Source organism: Streptomyces sp. NPDC030862, from assembly GCF_055571835.1.
Map to the genome: position 1 here is coordinate 65,321 of NZ_JBVIEN010000012.1, position 14,309 is coordinate 79,629.

At 71.8% G+C, this 14,309-nt stretch carries 10 protein-coding genes; 8 read left to right on the forward strand and 2 right to left on the reverse strand.

Features of this window, described 5'->3' with window-relative positions; genetic code table 11:
- Positions 1-18 precede the first annotated feature (18 nt).
- The 4 genes from ACZ42X_RS29085 to ACZ42X_RS29100 all read left to right on the forward strand — a co-directional run bounded on the left by ACZ42X_RS29085 (position 19) and on the right by ACZ42X_RS29100 (position 6,719).
- Positions 19-2,007, forward strand: coding sequence for an IucA/IucC family protein (locus tag ACZ42X_RS29085; protein ID WP_468296101.1), 1,989 nt, complete (start codon positions 19-21; stop codon positions 2,005-2,007).
- A gap of 39 nt (positions 2,008-2,046) precedes the next feature.
- Complete coding sequence (locus tag ACZ42X_RS29090; RefSeq protein ID WP_468296104.1) at positions 2,047-2,760, forward strand: GNAT family N-acetyltransferase; 714 nt, start codon at positions 2,047-2,049, stop codon at positions 2,758-2,760.
- A 73-nt stretch (positions 2,761-2,833) separates the two neighbouring features.
- Complete coding sequence (locus tag ACZ42X_RS29095) at positions 2,834-4,690, forward strand: IucA/IucC family protein (protein ID WP_468296107.1); 1,857 nt, start codon at positions 2,834-2,836, stop codon at positions 4,688-4,690.
- Positions 4,691-4,736: 46 nt separating this feature from the next.
- A complete protein-coding gene (locus ACZ42X_RS29100) occupies positions 4,737-6,719 on the forward strand; it encodes an ATP-dependent DNA helicase (RefSeq protein ID WP_468296110.1) in 1,983 nt (660 codons plus the stop codon).
- An 82-nt stretch (positions 6,720-6,801) separates the two neighbouring features.
- Here ACZ42X_RS29100 and lexA read toward each other — a convergent pair whose 3' ends face one another.
- Positions 6,802-7,590 (reverse strand): transcriptional repressor LexA, encoded by a 789-nt coding sequence (gene lexA, locus ACZ42X_RS29105; protein WP_361426982.1) that lies wholly within the window; start codon positions 7,588-7,590, stop codon positions 6,802-6,804.
- 656 nt (positions 7,591-8,246) lie between these two features.
- Between lexA and nrdR the strand changes: the two genes are divergently transcribed.
- Positions 8,247-8,759: a transcriptional regulator NrdR gene (gene nrdR, locus ACZ42X_RS29110; RefSeq protein ID WP_468296113.1), complete on the forward strand. Its 513-nt coding sequence runs from the start codon at positions 8,247-8,249 to the stop codon at positions 8,757-8,759.
- 161 nt (positions 8,760-8,920) lie between these two features.
- Positions 8,921-11,812, forward strand: coding sequence for a vitamin B12-dependent ribonucleotide reductase (locus tag ACZ42X_RS29115; RefSeq protein ID WP_468296114.1), 2,892 nt, complete (start codon positions 8,921-8,923; stop codon positions 11,810-11,812).
- Positions 11,813-11,878: 66 nt separating this feature from the next.
- On the opposite strand, the gene ACZ42X_RS29120 is transcribed toward ACZ42X_RS29115, so the two are convergent.
- Positions 11,879-12,409, reverse strand: coding sequence for a TerD family protein (locus ACZ42X_RS29120; RefSeq protein WP_468296117.1), 531 nt, complete (start codon positions 12,407-12,409; stop codon positions 11,879-11,881).
- Between the two features lie 190 nt (positions 12,410-12,599).
- Between ACZ42X_RS29120 and ACZ42X_RS29125 the strand changes: the two genes are divergently transcribed.
- Together ACZ42X_RS29125 and ACZ42X_RS29130 are read left to right on the forward strand one after the other, a co-directional pair.
- Positions 12,600-13,205: a YdbC family protein gene (locus ACZ42X_RS29125; RefSeq protein ID WP_361426994.1), complete on the forward strand. Its 606-nt coding sequence runs from the start codon at positions 12,600-12,602 to the stop codon at positions 13,203-13,205.
- 73 nt (positions 13,206-13,278) lie between these two features.
- A complete protein-coding gene (locus ACZ42X_RS29130; RefSeq protein ID WP_468296120.1) occupies positions 13,279-14,190 on the forward strand; it encodes an ADP-ribosylglycohydrolase family protein in 912 nt (303 codons plus the stop codon).
- Positions 14,191-14,309 lie beyond the last annotated feature (119 nt).

The window sequence follows — 14,309 nt, forward strand, 5'->3', positions numbered from 1 at the left end:
CACCAGAAAGCACCCTCCGTGAACCCCACCCCCGCACCCGAAGCAGCCGACGCCGAGGGCCGCCCCACCGCCCCGCCCCCTGGTCCCGGCCCCCTGCCCCGAGGGTCCCGCGCGGACGAGTCGACGACGGTGCCGCGCCAGCAGCCGGGTGCGTACGCCGAGCGGCGCACCGCCACCGCCGCGATGGCCGAGGACCACCTCGACGACCCCGACGCGCACCGCGCGGCGGACGCGGCGACCACCGAGAACCTGCTGCGCTGCTGGGTACGGGAGAAGAACCTGGCCGCGCCCGCCGGGCCCACCCTGCGCATCCCGCTCGACGCCAGCGGCACCGCCCTGCTCGTACCCGTCCACTACTGGTCGGCCACCGGCTGGCACCGCTTCGGACCGCCCGCCCTCGAAGGCGCCCCGCGCAGCGCCCCACCCGCCGACGCCGTCACGGTCGCCGCCCTGCTCAGCCGCGAAACCCACCGTGCCGCCCCGGGCGGCGACCCGGGCGCTGCCCCGGGCGGCGAACCGGCCCGTGAGGCGGACCGCGTGCCCGCCCGCGAGCCGGACCGCCCGGCCGCCCGCCCCGAAGGCGCCGACCTGGTGGCCCGGGTCGCCGACTCGGCCCGCCGCACCGCCGACTTCATCGCGCACCGGCGCCGCCGGCCCACCCCCGTATCCGCGTCCGACGCGTTCCTCGCCGGCGAGCAGTCGCTGGTGCTCGGCCACCCGCTCCACCCCACGCCCAAGAGCCGCGAGGGGCTCTCCGACGGTGAGGCCCGGCTCTACTCACCCGAGTCGTACGGTTCCTTCCCCCTGCACTGGATGGCCGTGGACCGCTCCGTCCTGGCCGCCGACTCCGCCTGGACCGAACAGGGCCGCCCCCTGCCCGCCGAACGGATCACCGCCCGCCTCGCCGCCGGCCTGCGACTCCCCGACGGCACCGTCGCGCTGCCCGTGCACCCCTGGCAGGCCCGCGACCTGCGCCACCGCCCGCAGGTCGCCGAGCTCCTGGCCGCCGGACTGCTGCGCGACCTGGGCCCGCACGGCACGCCCTGGTACCCCACCTCCTCCATCCGCACCGTCCACCAGCCGGGCGCCCCCGCCATGCTCAAGCTGTCGCTGGGCCTGCGCATCACCAACTCCCGCCGGGAGAACCTCCGCAAGGAACTCCACCGGGGCGTCGAGGTCCACCGGCTGCTGCGCACGGGGCTGGGCAAGCAGTGGCGGGCCGCACACCCCGGGTTCGACATCGTCCGGGACCCGGCCTGGCTCGCCGTCGACGCGCCCTCCGGCGAGCCCGTCCCCGGACTGGACGTCATGATCCGCCACAACCCCTTCGGCCCCGGCGACGACGCCGTCTGCATCGCGAGCCTCACCGCGCCCCGCCCGTGGCCCGGCAGCACCCGCATGCGCTCCCGTCTCGCCGTGACCGTCTCCCGCCTCGCCGCCCGCACCGGCCGGCCCGCCGGAGCCGTCGCCGCCGAGTGGTTCCTGCGCTACCTCGACCACGTCGTACGCCCGGTGCTCTGGCTCGACGGCACGGCCGGTGTCGCCCTGGAGGCCCACCAGCAGAACACCCTGGTCGTCCTCGACCCCGACGGCTGGCCCACCGGCGGCCGCTACCGCGACAATCAGGGCTACTACTTCCGCGAGTCCCACCGCACGTCCCTGGAGCGCCGGTTGCCCGGTATCGGCGCCGAGAGCGACACCTTCGTCCCGGACGCCGTCACCGACGAGCGCTTCGCCTACTACCTCGGCATCAACAACGTCCTCGGCCTGATCGGCGCCTTCGGCGCCCAGCGCCTCGCCGACGAACGCCTCCTCCTCGCCGCCTTCCGCCAGTTCCTCACCACCGCCACGGCCCTCGGGTCACCGCTGCCGAGCCTGCTCCTCGAAAGCCCCACCCTGCGCTGCAAGGCCAACCTCCTCACCCGGCTCCACGGCCTGGACGAACTCGTCGGCCCGGTCGACACCCAGTCCGTCTACGTCACCGTCACCAACCCCCTCCACCCCTGACCCGACCGGCACCACCCCATCCGCAGAGAGGAGCGCCCCATGCCTCCCACCGATGCGAGCACGGGCACGGAGGACACGCTGGACATGCGGCTGCCCGACGAGCTCATCGCCCTGCTGGCAGGAGACGGGCCGATCCCGGCGGACCAGCTCGGCGGCGGGCCGCAGAACACCATCGCCGACGGCGATCTCCTCGACGCGGTCGCCGGCTGGGGCGCGGCCGCCACCCCCGTCGGCGTCTTCCGGCTCGTACCCGTACGCCTCCAGCGCGACCTGCCGCTGATCACCCGCTGGATGAACGACCCGGCGGTGGCCGCGTTCTGGGAACTCGCCGGCCCCGAGGCCGTCACCGCCGCCCACCTGCGCGCCCAACTCGACGGCGACGGCCGCAGCGTGCCCTGTCTCGGTGTCCTGGACGACGTGCCGATGAGCTACTTCGAGATCTACCGCGCCGACCTCGATCCGCTGGCCCGCCACTACCCCGCGCGCCCGCACGACACCGGCGTCCACCTCCTCATCGGCGGCGTCGCCGACCGCGGCCGCGGCCTCGGCACCACGCTCCTGAGGACTGTCGCCGACCTCGTCCTCGAGCACCGTCCCGGCTGCACCCGGGTCGTCGCGGAACCCGACCTGCGCAACACCCCGTCCGTCTCCGCCTTCATGAGCGCCGGCTTCCGTTTCTGCGCGGAGGTCGACCTCCCGGACAAGAGAGCCGCCCTCATGATCCGCGACCGCGCCCTGAGACACCTGCTGTGAACGCTCCCCCTCTCCGCACCCCCGCCTTACGTACACCGTTCGACCCGCATCGGTCCCACCCCGAGGAGTCCACGTGCCGAAGTCCCCTGCCGTCCCCGACTCCGCGGATTCATCCGCCCCGGCGCACCGCACCCAGCCGCCGACCACCCGCCCGCCCGTCACCCCGCCCGAGCTGACCGCGCAGGCGTGGGACCACGCCTCGCGCCGCCTCCTCGCCAAGATGATCGGCGAGTTCGCCTACGAGGAGATCATCGAGCCCGCGCCCGACGGGCCACCCGTCACCACCGGGGCACCGGCGGGCGACCCGTACACCCTCCGGCTCGACGACGGCGGCCGGCTCACCTTCACCGCACGCCGCACCGCGTACGGCAGCTGGCGGGTCGCCCCCGACTCCCTCGCCTGCGACGGGCAGCCCTTCACGGACCCGCTCGCCTTCCTCGTCCGCGCCCGCGGCCTGCTCGCCATCGACGGCGCCACCCTCGGCCACCTCCTCCGTGAACTGACCACCACCCTCGCCGCCGACACCCGGCTCGACCACACCGCGCTCGGCGCCGACCGGCTCGCCGAGCTCGGCTACGCGGAGCTCGAAGGCCACCAGACCGGCCACCCGTGGATCGTCCTCAACAAGGGCCGCATCGGCTTCTCCGCGGACGACGCGGCCCACTGGGCACCCGAAGCGCGCAGACCGGCCCGGCTCCCGTGGATCGCCGTCTCCACCGAGCTCGCCGCCTACCGGGGCGTCACCGGACTCGGCACCCCCGAGCAGCTCTACGCCCGCGAGCTCGACCCGGACGTCCACGACTCCTTCACCGCCGCGCTCCGCACCCGCGGCCTCGACCCCGCCGTGTACCTCCTCCTTCCCGTCCACCCCTGGCAGTGGGACGAGGTGCTGCTCCCGCTCTACGCCCCCGCCATCGCCCGTGATCTCATCGTGCCCCTCGGCACCGACAACGACCTCCGGCTGCCGCAGCAGTCCATCCGCACCTTCCTCAACACCAGCCGCCCCGAGCGGCACACCGTCAAACTGCCGCTCTCCGTCCTCAACACCCTCGTCTGGCGCGGCCTGCCGACCGCGCGGACGCTCGCCGCCCCGGCCGTCACCGCCTGGGTCCACTCGCTGCGCGACAACGACCCGTTCCTGCGCGACGAGTGCGGCGTGATCCTGCAGGGCGAGGTCGCCTCCGTCACCGTCGAGCACCCCCTCTACGACCACCTGCCCGAGGTCCCGTACCAGTACAAGGAGCTCCTCGGCGCGATCTGGCGCGAACCCCTGCGGCTGCCGCCCGGCGAACGCGCCCGCACCCTCGCGTCCCTCCTGTACACCGACCCCGGCGGCCGCGCCTTCACCGCCGAGCTGGTGGCCCGCTCGGGACTCGCGCCCGGGGTCTGGCTGCAGCGCCTCTTCGCCGCGCTGCTGCCGCCGCTGCTGCACTTCCTCCACCGCTACGGGACGGTGTTCTCCCCGCACGGCGAGAACGCCATCGTCGTCTTCGACGACCACGACGTGCCCGTACGGCTGGCGATCAAGGACTTCGTCGACGACATCAACGTCAGCGCCCGGCCCCTGCCGGAGCACGACACCATGCCCGACGACGTACGGGCCATCCTCCTCACCGAGGAGCCGGGGTTCCTCACCCAGTTCATCCACTCCGGTCTCTTCGTCGGCGTGTTCCGCTTCCTGGCACCGCTGTGCGAGGAGCAACTCGGCGTCGCGGAAAACGACTTCTGGTCACTCGTACGGGCGGAGATCCTGCGCTACCAGGCCCGCTTCCCGGAGCTGAAGGACCGGTTCGAGCTCTTCGACCTCTTCACCCCGCGCATCGAGCGGCTCTGTCTCAACCGCAACCGGCTGCATCTGGACGGTTACCGCGACCGCCCGCAGCGCCCGCACGCGGCGATCCACGGCACCGTCCCCAACCCGCTGGCATGATCGCCGTGATCGGATTGTCAGTGCCGCACCGTAGGGTGGACGGGCTATGACGAAGCCATCCCTCCCCGACCTCCTCCACGCCGCCGTCACCGCCGTCGGCGGCGTGGAACGGCCAGGCCAGGTCACCATGGCCGAGGCCGTCGCCCAGGCCATCGACGACGGCTCCCACCTGCTCGTCCAGGCCGGCACCGGCACCGGAAAGTCTCTCGGCTACCTGGTGCCCGCCCTGGCGCACGGGGACCGCGTGGTCGTCGCCACCGCCACCCTGGCCCTCCAGCGGCAGCTGGTCGAGCGCGACCTGCCCCGGACGGTCGACGCGCTGCACCCGCAGCTGCGCCGCCGCCCGGACTTCGCGATGCTCAAGGGCCGCTCGAACTACCTGTGCCTGCACCGCCTCCACGAGGGCGTCCCGCAGGACGACGAAGAGGGTCTCTTCGACGCCTTTGAGACCGCGGCGCCCAGCAGCAAGCTCGGCAAGGACCTGCTCCGGCTGCGCGACTGGTCGGACGAGACGGAGACCGGCGACCGGGACGACCTGACGCCCGGCGTCTCGGACCGCGCCTGGGCCCAGGTGTCCGTGTCGTCCCGCGAGTGCCTGTCCGCGTCGAAGTGCGCGTACGGCGCCGAGTGCTTCGCCGAGGCCGCGCGCGAGCGCGCCAAACTCGCCGATGTGGTGGTCACCAACCACGCGCTGCTCGCCATCGACGCGATCGAGGGCGCGCCGGTGCTCCCGGAGCACGATGTGCTGATCGTCGACGAGGCCCATGAGCTGGTTTCCCGGGTCACCGGCGTCGCCACCGGCGAGCTCACCCCCGGCCAGGTCAACCGCGCGGTGCGGCGGGCCGCCAAGCTGGTCGACGAGAAGGTCGCCGATCAGCTCCAGACCGCCGCGGAGGGCTTCGAGAGGCTGATGGAGCTGGCCCTGCCGGGGCGCCTGGAGGAGATCCCGGAGGACCTCGGGTACGCGCTGATGGCGCTGCGCGACGCCGCCAGGACCGTGATCTCGGCGCTGGGCTCCACGCGCGACAAGTCGGTGCAGGACGAGGACGCGGTGCGCAGGCAGGCGCTCGCCTCCGTCGAGACCGTGCACGACGTGGCCGAGCGGATCACCCAGGGCTCCGAGTACGACGTCGTCTGGTACGAGCGCCATGACCGGTTCGGCGCGTCCCTGCGCGTCGCGCCGCTCTCGGTGTCCGGGCTGCTGCGCGAGAAGCTGTTCGCCGACCGGTCGGTGGTCCTCACCTCCGCCACGCTCAAGCTGGGCGGGGACTTCAACGGGGTGGGGGCCTCGCTGGGCCTGGCCCCGGAGGGCACCCAGGGCGACGACGTCCCGGTCTGGAAGGGCATCGACGTCGGCTCGCCGTTCGACTATCCGAAGCAGGGCATCCTCTACGTCGCCCGGCACCTGGCCACTCCGGGCCGTGAGGGCAGCCGTACGGACATGATGGACGAGCTCGCCGAGCTGGTGGAGGCGGCCGGCGGCCGTACGCTCGGCCTGTTCTCGTCCATGCGCGCCGCCCAGGCCGCCGCCGAGGAGCTGCGCGGGAGGCTGGACAAGCCGATCCTGCTCCAGGGCGAGGACACCCTGGGCGAGCTGATCAAGAACTTCGCGGGTGACGCCGAGACGTGTCTGTTCGGCACGCTGTCGCTGTGGCAGGGCGTCGATGTGCCGGGTCCGAACTGCCAGCTGGTGGTGATGGACCGCATTCCGTTCCCGCGGCCGGACGACCCGCTGATGAGCGCGCGCCAGAAGGCGGTGGAGGAGGCCGGGGGCAATGGCTTCATGGCCGTCGCGGCGACGCACGCGGCCCTGCTGATGGCGCAGGGCGCGGGGCGCCTGGTCCGGGCCACGGGGGACCGGGGTGTCGTCGCCGTCCTGGATCCGCGCCTGGCCACCGCCCGGTACGGCAGCTATCTGCGGGCTTCCCTGCCCGACTTCTGGTACACGACGGACCGCAACCAGGTGCGCCGCTCGCTCGCTGCGATCGACGCGGCGGCGAAGGACGCGGCGAAGGCCCAGGAGGCGTAGCCCCGGCGGGCGGGTGACATGGGAGGACCCCGGGACTGGCGCAGTGGGTCCCGGGGTCGGTCAGGGGTCGGCGGGGGAGGGGTCAGACCCGCCGCAGCACCGCTACCACCTTGCCGAGGATCGTAGCCTCGTCGCCCGGGATCGGCTGGTATGCCGCATTGTGCGGGAGCAGCCAGACGTGGCCGTCCTCGCGCTTGAATCGCTTCACGGTGGCCTCGCCGTCCAGCATGGCGGCCACGATGTCGCCGTTCTCCGCGACGGGCTGGCGGCGCACGGTCACCCAGTCGCCGTCGCAGATGGCGGCCTCGATCATCGAGTCGCCGACGACCTTCAGGACGAAGAGCTCTCCGTCACCGACGAGCTGGCGGGGCAGGGGGAAGACGTCCTCGACCGACTCCTCCGCCAGGATGGGGCCGCCGGCCGCGATCCGGCCGACCAGCGGGACGTACGACGCGGCGGGCTTGCCGGTCGTGTCCGTCGGCTGGGTGCTGGGCTGGTCGGAGCCGCGGACCTCGTACGCCCTCGGCCGGTGGGGGTCACGGCGCAGGAATCCCTTGCGCTCCAGCGCCATCAGCTGGTGGGCGACGGAGGAGGTGCTGGAGAGCCCGACGGCCTGGCCGATCTCGCGCATGGACGGCGGGTAGCCGCGCCGCTGCACCGAGTCCCGGATCACCTCGATGACGCGGCGCTGCCGGTCCGTGAGTCCCGAGCTGTCCGCCCGGATGCCGGGAGGTCGCCCGGGGAGGGAACGCGTGGGGGGCTTGGCGCCCTCCGCGTTCGTCGTCGCTTCATTCATGGCGTGTACCGGCTCAAGTCGGCTCTGGGAGCGCTCCTGGGCGGTGATGGTGGCGCTGTCTGCGGTGGTGGTCACGTCGGCCCCTCTCGAATGTTCTCCCTAGCCGGACAACGGTAGTGGCTTTCGAAAGGTTGCGCCAAACACACGTTCGAGTGAAAAATCGTGGAATGGCTTACGTGTGCGTCTGACTAGGTGTATGTGCGACGCTTTCCGGACTTCCGGGGAGCCCTCGGGCGCGGTGGCAATTCGGGTCATTACGGTAGCCTCCGCCGCTGTCGCCCGGTGGGGCGGGGGGTGGCCGGGGCCCAGTCTGTCATCCGCCGCCCCCGCTTCGGAGGCGCCGCGCCCGTCCCGTAGGCTCGTCCCCGCCGTCGTGCTCCCCGCCCCGCCCCGTGCGCCGCGGGGGTGTGCCGTCCTCGGCCGCGGCGCCGGCATCCGCGTTCGTCCTCGCCCCCGTGGGGCTCCCGAGCCATGCCCGCGACCGGGTCCGTGGACCCCGGCGGCGCGCTGGCCTCGCACTACTGCGGAACGTGTCCGAACCGCGACACGCGGCTGGCGGTGCTTGGCCGTCCAGACCCTAGATCTAGTGGTTGTATGTCCTCGGCCGCCCAAGTGTTGTGGTCCCCCGGTCTTCCGGGGGTGGGGCGATCGCCTATGCTTATGGCTGCTTCGAGGGGCCCGACGGGCCTGGCGAGGCTATTCAGTCGTGCTGTGAAGGAGGGTTGGGAGCCATGCACTGCCCCTTCTGCAGGCACCCCGACAGCCGCGTCGTCGACAGTCGCACCACCGACGACGGGACCTCCATCCGGCGCCGCCGCCAGTGCCCCGACTGCTCCCGCCGTTTCACCACGGTGGAGACGTGCTCGCTGATGGTGATCAAGCGCAGTGGGGTCACCGAGCCCTTCAGCCGCACCAAGGTCATCAACGGCGTACGGAAGGCATGCCAGGGGCGGCCCGTCACGGAGGACGCCCTCGCCCAGCTCGGCCAGCGGGTCGAGGAGGCGGTGCGTGCCACGGGCAGTGCGGAACTGACCACTCACGACGTCGGACTGGCCATACTCGGCCCGCTGCAGGAGCTCGACCTCGTCGCGTACCTGCGCTTCGCGTCCGTGTACCGGGCGTTCGACTCGCTCGAAGACTTCGAGGCGGCCATCGCGGAGCTCCGTGATGGGCGGCCACCCGCGGAAGGGCGCGGGCCCGGTGTGACCCCAGAGGTCCCGGTGCCCGCGACCGCCGCCGACTGACCGAAGCCGTCCGGCGATCCACGTGATCGTCGGTGGTCGGCACTGATCGGCAGAAGACCTGTCGCGAGCGCTGTGCGTGGCGTTCGGGACACCAGACACAAACTGTGCCTCGGGAAGATCTGGGCACTTCAGGGCGTTTTTGCCCACATATGGGAGGCGGCATGACAGAGACGACGAGCGGCCCGGCACGAGGCGCCCGCGCCAAGGGAGCCAAGGTGAACAAGGGCCTGCGTATCGAGCGCATCCACACGACCCCCGGCGTGCACCCGTACGACGAGGTGGTCTGGGAGCGTCGTGACGTCGTCATGACCAACTGGCGCGACGGCTCGGTCAATTTCGAGCAGCGTGGCGTCGAGTTCCCCGACTTCTGGTCGGTGAACGCGGTCAACATCGTCACCAGCAAGTACTTCCGCGGAGCCGTCGGCACCCCGCAGCGCGAGACCGGCCTCAAGCAGCTGATCGACCGCATCGTGAAGACGTACCGCAAGGCCGGTGAGGACTACAACTACTTCGCCACGCCCGCCGACGCCGAGATCTTCGAGCACGAGCTCGCCTACGCCCTCCTGCACCAGATCTTCAGCTTCAACTCCCCGGTGTGGTTCAACGTCGGCACGCCGCAGCCCCAGCAGGTCTCCGCCTGCTTCATCCTGTCCGTCGACGACTCCATGGAGTCGATCCTCGACTGGTACAAGGAAGAGGGCATGATCTTCAAGGGCGGCTCCGGAGCCGGCCTGAACCTCTCCCGTATCCGCTCCTCCAAGGAGCTCCTCTCCTCCGGCGGCAACGCCTCCGGCCCCGTCTCCTTCATGCGCGGTGCCGACGCCTCCGCCGGCACGATCAAGTCCGGTGGCGCCACCCGCCGCGCCGCCAAGATGGTCATCCTCGACGTCGACCACCCCGACATCGAGGACTTCATCGAGACCAAGGTGAAGGAAGAGGAGAAGATCCGCGCCCTGCGCGACGCGGGCTTCGACATGGACCTGGGCGGCGACGACATCACGTCCGTCCAGTACCAGAACGCCAACAACTCCGTCCGCGTGAACGACGCGTTCATGAAGGCCGTGGAGTCCGGCGACAAGTTCGGCCTGCGCGCCCGCATGACCGGCGAGGTCATCGAGGAGGTCGACGCCAAGGCGCTCTTCCGCAAGATGGCCGAGGCCGCGTGGGCCTGCGCCGACCCGGGCATCCAGTACGACGACACGATCAACCGCTGGCACACCTGCCCGGAGTCCGGCCGCATCAACGGCTCGAACCCCTGCAGCGAGTACATGCACCTGGACAACACCTCGTGCAACCTGGCCTCGCTGAACCTGATGAAGTTCCTCAAGGACGACGGCAAGGGCAACCAGTCGTTCGAGTCCGAGCGCTTCGCCAAGGTCGTCGAGCTCGTCATCACCGCGATGGACATCTCCATCTGCTTCGCCGACTTCCCGACCCAGAAGATCGGCGAGAACACCCGCGCCTTCCGCCAGCTGGGCATCGGTTACGCCAACCTCGGCGCCCTGCTGATGGCGACGGGCCACGCGTACGACTCCGACGGCGGCCGTGCGCTGGCCGGTGCCATCACCTCGCTGATGACGGCCACCTCCTACCGCCGCTCCGCCGAGCTGGCCGCGGTCGTCGGCCCGTACGACGGCTACGCGCTCAACGCCGAGCCGCACAAGCGCGTCATGAAGCAGCACTCCGACGCCAACGCCACGGCCGTCCGCATGGACGACCTGGACACGCCGATCTGGGCCGCGGCGACCGAGGCCTGGCAGGACGTCCTCCGCCTCGGCGAGAAGAACGGTTTCCGCAACTCCCAGGCGTCCGTCATCGCCCCGACCGGCACCATCGGCCTGGCGATGTCCTGCGACACCACCGGCCTGGAGCCCGACCTCGCCCTGGTCAAGTTCAAGAAGCTGGTCGGCGGCGGCTCGATGCAGATCGTCAACGGCACCGTCCCGCAGGCCCTGCGCCGCCTGGGCTACCAGGAGGAGCAGATCGAGGCGATCGTCGCCCACATCGCCGAGCACGGCAACGTGATCGACGCCCCCGGCCTCAAGCAGGAGCACTACGAGGTCTTCGACTGCGCCATGGGCGAGCGCTCCATCTCCGCGATGGGCCACGTCCGCATGATGGCCGCGATCCAGCCCTGGATCTCCGGCGCCCTCTCCAAGACGGTCAACCTGCCGGAGACGGCGACCGTCGAGGACGTCGAGGAGGTCTACTTCGAGGCGTGGAAGATGGGCGTCAAGGCGCTCGCGATCTACCGCGACAACTGCAAGGTCGGCCAGCCCCTCTCCGCCAAGAAGAAGGAGCAGGAGAAGGCCGAGGTCACCGAGAAGGCCGAGGAGACGATCCGCGCCGCGGTCGAGAAGGTGGTCGAGTACCGCCCGGTCCGCAAGCGCCTCCCCAAGGGCCGTCCCGGCATCACCACCTCCTTCACGGTGGGCGGCGCCGAGGGCTACATGACCGCCAACTCCTACCCGGACGACGGTCTCGGTGAGGTCTTCCTGAAGATGTCCAAGCAGGGTTCGACGCTCGCGGGCATGATGGACGCCTTCTCCATCGCCGTCTCGGTGGGTCTGCAGTACGGCGTTCCGCTGGAGACGTACGTCTCGAAGTTCACCAACATGCGCTTCGAGCCGGCCGGTATGACGGACGACCCGGACGTGCGGATGGCGCAGTCGATCGTCGACTACATCTTCCGCCGCCTGGCGCTGGACTTCCTGCCCTTCGAGACCCGCTCGGCGCTCGGCATCCACTCGGCCGAGGAGCGCCAGCGCCACCTGGAGACCGGCTCGTACGAGCCGGCGGACGACGAGGTGGACGTCGAGGGCCTCGCCCAGTCCGCCCCGCGCCAGCAGGAGGCGCCGAAGACGGTGGCCGCCACCGCCACGAAGGCGGAGGTTCCGGCTCCGAAGCAGGCGCACACCTCGGCGGAGCTCGTCGAGATGCAGCTGGGCATCAGCGCGGACGCCCCGCTCTGCTTCTCCTGCGGTACGAAGATGCAGCGGGCCGGCTCCTGCTACATCTGCGAGGGCTGCGGCTCCACCAGCGGCTGCAGCTGAACTAGGGCATGACCTGAGGAAGGGAGGGGCGCCGGCCGTGGGCCGGTGCCCCTCCCTTCCGCTTCGTCAGGACGGCCGGGCGCCCATCAGCCCGGTGAAGGACTCCGGATCGGCGTCGAAACCGCGCAGCGCACGGCGGTACTCCCAGCCGCCCGAGTCCTCGCGCACGAACTCGGCGACGACCGCGGCGGTCGCCTCCCGTACGTCCCGGAAGTCGTGGCTCTCCAGCTCCTGGTAGCCCTGCCGCACCGCCAGCCGGGTGCCGGCCACATCGCCGAACACGCACCGCCCGCCACCCTGCTGTATGGCCACACCGACCACCACGCGCGCGTACGTCGCGGCGAGGCGGTACAGCTCCAGCATCATCACCTCGTCGGCCCCGAACCCCTGGCCGTTGCGGCTTTCCCGCTGGAGCGTGATGGTGCCGTCCGGGGAACGGCTCCCGAAGTGCACCAGATAGGCCGGCTCGCCGTAGGGATCGTCCGCCCCGTAGACCGCGGCGATGACGTCGAGATCGCGGTCGGGGGCGCCTGCGGGGCTCGGGTCCCATTTGAGCGTGATCTCGGCTTTGTCGATCCCCTTGTTCGCACTGTTCACCGGAATCCCCTCTCTCGTACGGACCCGGACCAAGCCCCGTGCTCCCCGGGCCCTTCGGCATGCTGACATGGTGTCACGTGCGTCGCCCCGGCGGACGGCGGACAGCGGTCGCCCGGGGCGGGGGCGAACGGGGTCGGCCGGGTCCGCCGAGCGTGACCCACGCCACCCCGCCCCGCCGTACGATGGCGCAGTGCTGGTCAAGTGGATTCGCTGCACCGTGGTGGACCGTCGTGGGTTCGAGCGGGGGCAGCGGAAGTGGGCGGGGCAGCTGGGTGAGCCGGGATTCCGGGGGCAGGGCGGCGGATGGAGCCGGACACGGCCCGGCGTCGCGCACGTCTTCGCCTTCTGGGAGAGCCGTGCGTTCTACGACTCCTTCATGGCGCGCTCGTACGACCGGCTGGCGGCCGCGCAGTCGGGCACGTACAAGGGCATGCAGGTGAAGCTGTTCGACTACCGCTTCGACGTGAAGACGGGGTTCGAACCGCGGTTCACGGACGCCGACGTCGTCCGGGTGGCGCACAGCAGGGTCCGCGCGGAGCGGGTCGAGCACTTCGCGCTGATGCAGGAGAAGGTGTGGAACCCGGCGATGGCCGGATCCCCCGGAATGCTGCGGGGGCTGTTCGGGGAGGCGCCCGGCCACGAGTTCCTCGTCCTGTCGATGTGGCGGTCGGCGGCCGAGCACGGCAAGTACCGCACGGAGCGGGTGGAGCGGCTCGCGCTGCGCGCGCAGATCGAGGCGGACGTGGCGGCGCTGACCGGGGACGTGGTCGACCTGGAAGCCGCCTGGACCGTGTGACGGGGACGGCGCCGGTACGCGGCGCTCGCGTGCACCCGGGGCGTGACGGCGTACCGGATAGAGTGGCAGGGCGATGACCGCTGACTCCTCTCTCGACCGGCGCTTCGAACGCGCCCTCGCCAGCCTGCGCGGACTGGCCGTGGGAGACGCCCTGGGCTCCCAGTTCTTCGTCCCCGCCCACTACCCCCTGCTGAAGCGGCGCGAGCTGCCGCCGACCCCCTGGCAGTGGACCGACGACACCGAGATGGCCTGCTCCGTGCTGGCCGTGCTCGCCGGGCACGGCCGCATCGACCAGGACGCCCTCGCCCGCTCCTTCGCCGAGCACCACGACGTCGACCGCGGCTACGGCCCGGCCGTCAGCCGTATGCTCCGGCTGATCCGGGAGGGCGGCGACTGGCGGGAACTCGCCGCCGGGCTCTTCAAGGGCCAGGGCTCGTGGGGCAACGGCGCCGCCATGCGCATCGCCCCGCTCGGCGCCTGGTACGCCGACGACCCGGAGCAGGCCACGCACCAGGCCGAGATCTCCTCGTACACCACGCACCAGCACCGCGAGGCCGTGGTGGGCTGCATGGCGGTCGCCGCCGCCGCCGCCCTCGCCGCCGCTCCGGACGGGCCGCCCAAGCCCGAGGACCTCCTCGACGGCGTCGTCGCGCTGGTGCCGCGCAGTGCCGTGGGAGCGGGCCTGCGCCGGGCCCGGGACATGCTCGACTACGGCGACCCCGGGACCGTCGCGGCGGTGCTCGGATGCGGACGGCGTAGGAGCGCGCACGACACGGTGCCGTTCGCGCTGTGGTCGGCGGCCCGCGCCCTGGGCGACTTCGAACGGGCCTTCTGGACGACCGCGCAGGTGGGCGGTGACGTCGACACGACCTGCGCCATCGCCGGGGGAGTGGTGGCCGCCGCGGAGGGCGGGGCGCCGCCCGCGCAGTGGCGGGAGCGCACGGAGGAGCTGCCGGGCTGGGTGCCCACGGGCCCGGCCCGCTGAGCCGCACCCCCTCCCGTACGCGTACGTACGTACGTGTGTCACGGTCCTGCCACAGCACGAGACCGGCTCATGGCGGGCGCCGTCTCCAGGGCTACTCTTTCGGCCGCGCCGTCGCGTCG

What these genes read in the sequence shown, in the direction of transcription:
- ACZ42X_RS29130 (WP_468296120.1), top strand. Translation starts at nt 13,279, where the DNA reads ATGACCGCTGACTCCTCTCTCGACCGGCGCTTCGAACGCGCCCTCGCC.
- ACZ42X_RS29090 (WP_468296104.1), top strand. Translation starts at nt 2,047, where the DNA reads ATGCCTCCCACCGATGCGAGCACGGGCACGGAGGACACGCTGGACATG.
- ACZ42X_RS29115 (WP_468296114.1), top strand. Translation starts at nt 8,921, where the DNA reads ATGACAGAGACGACGAGCGGCCCGGCACGAGGCGCCCGCGCCAAGGGA.
- nrdR (WP_468296113.1), top strand. Translation starts at nt 8,247, where the DNA reads ATGCACTGCCCCTTCTGCAGGCACCCCGACAGCCGCGTCGTCGACAGT.
- ACZ42X_RS29100 (WP_468296110.1), top strand. Translation starts at nt 4,737, where the DNA reads ATGACGAAGCCATCCCTCCCCGACCTCCTCCACGCCGCCGTCACCGCC.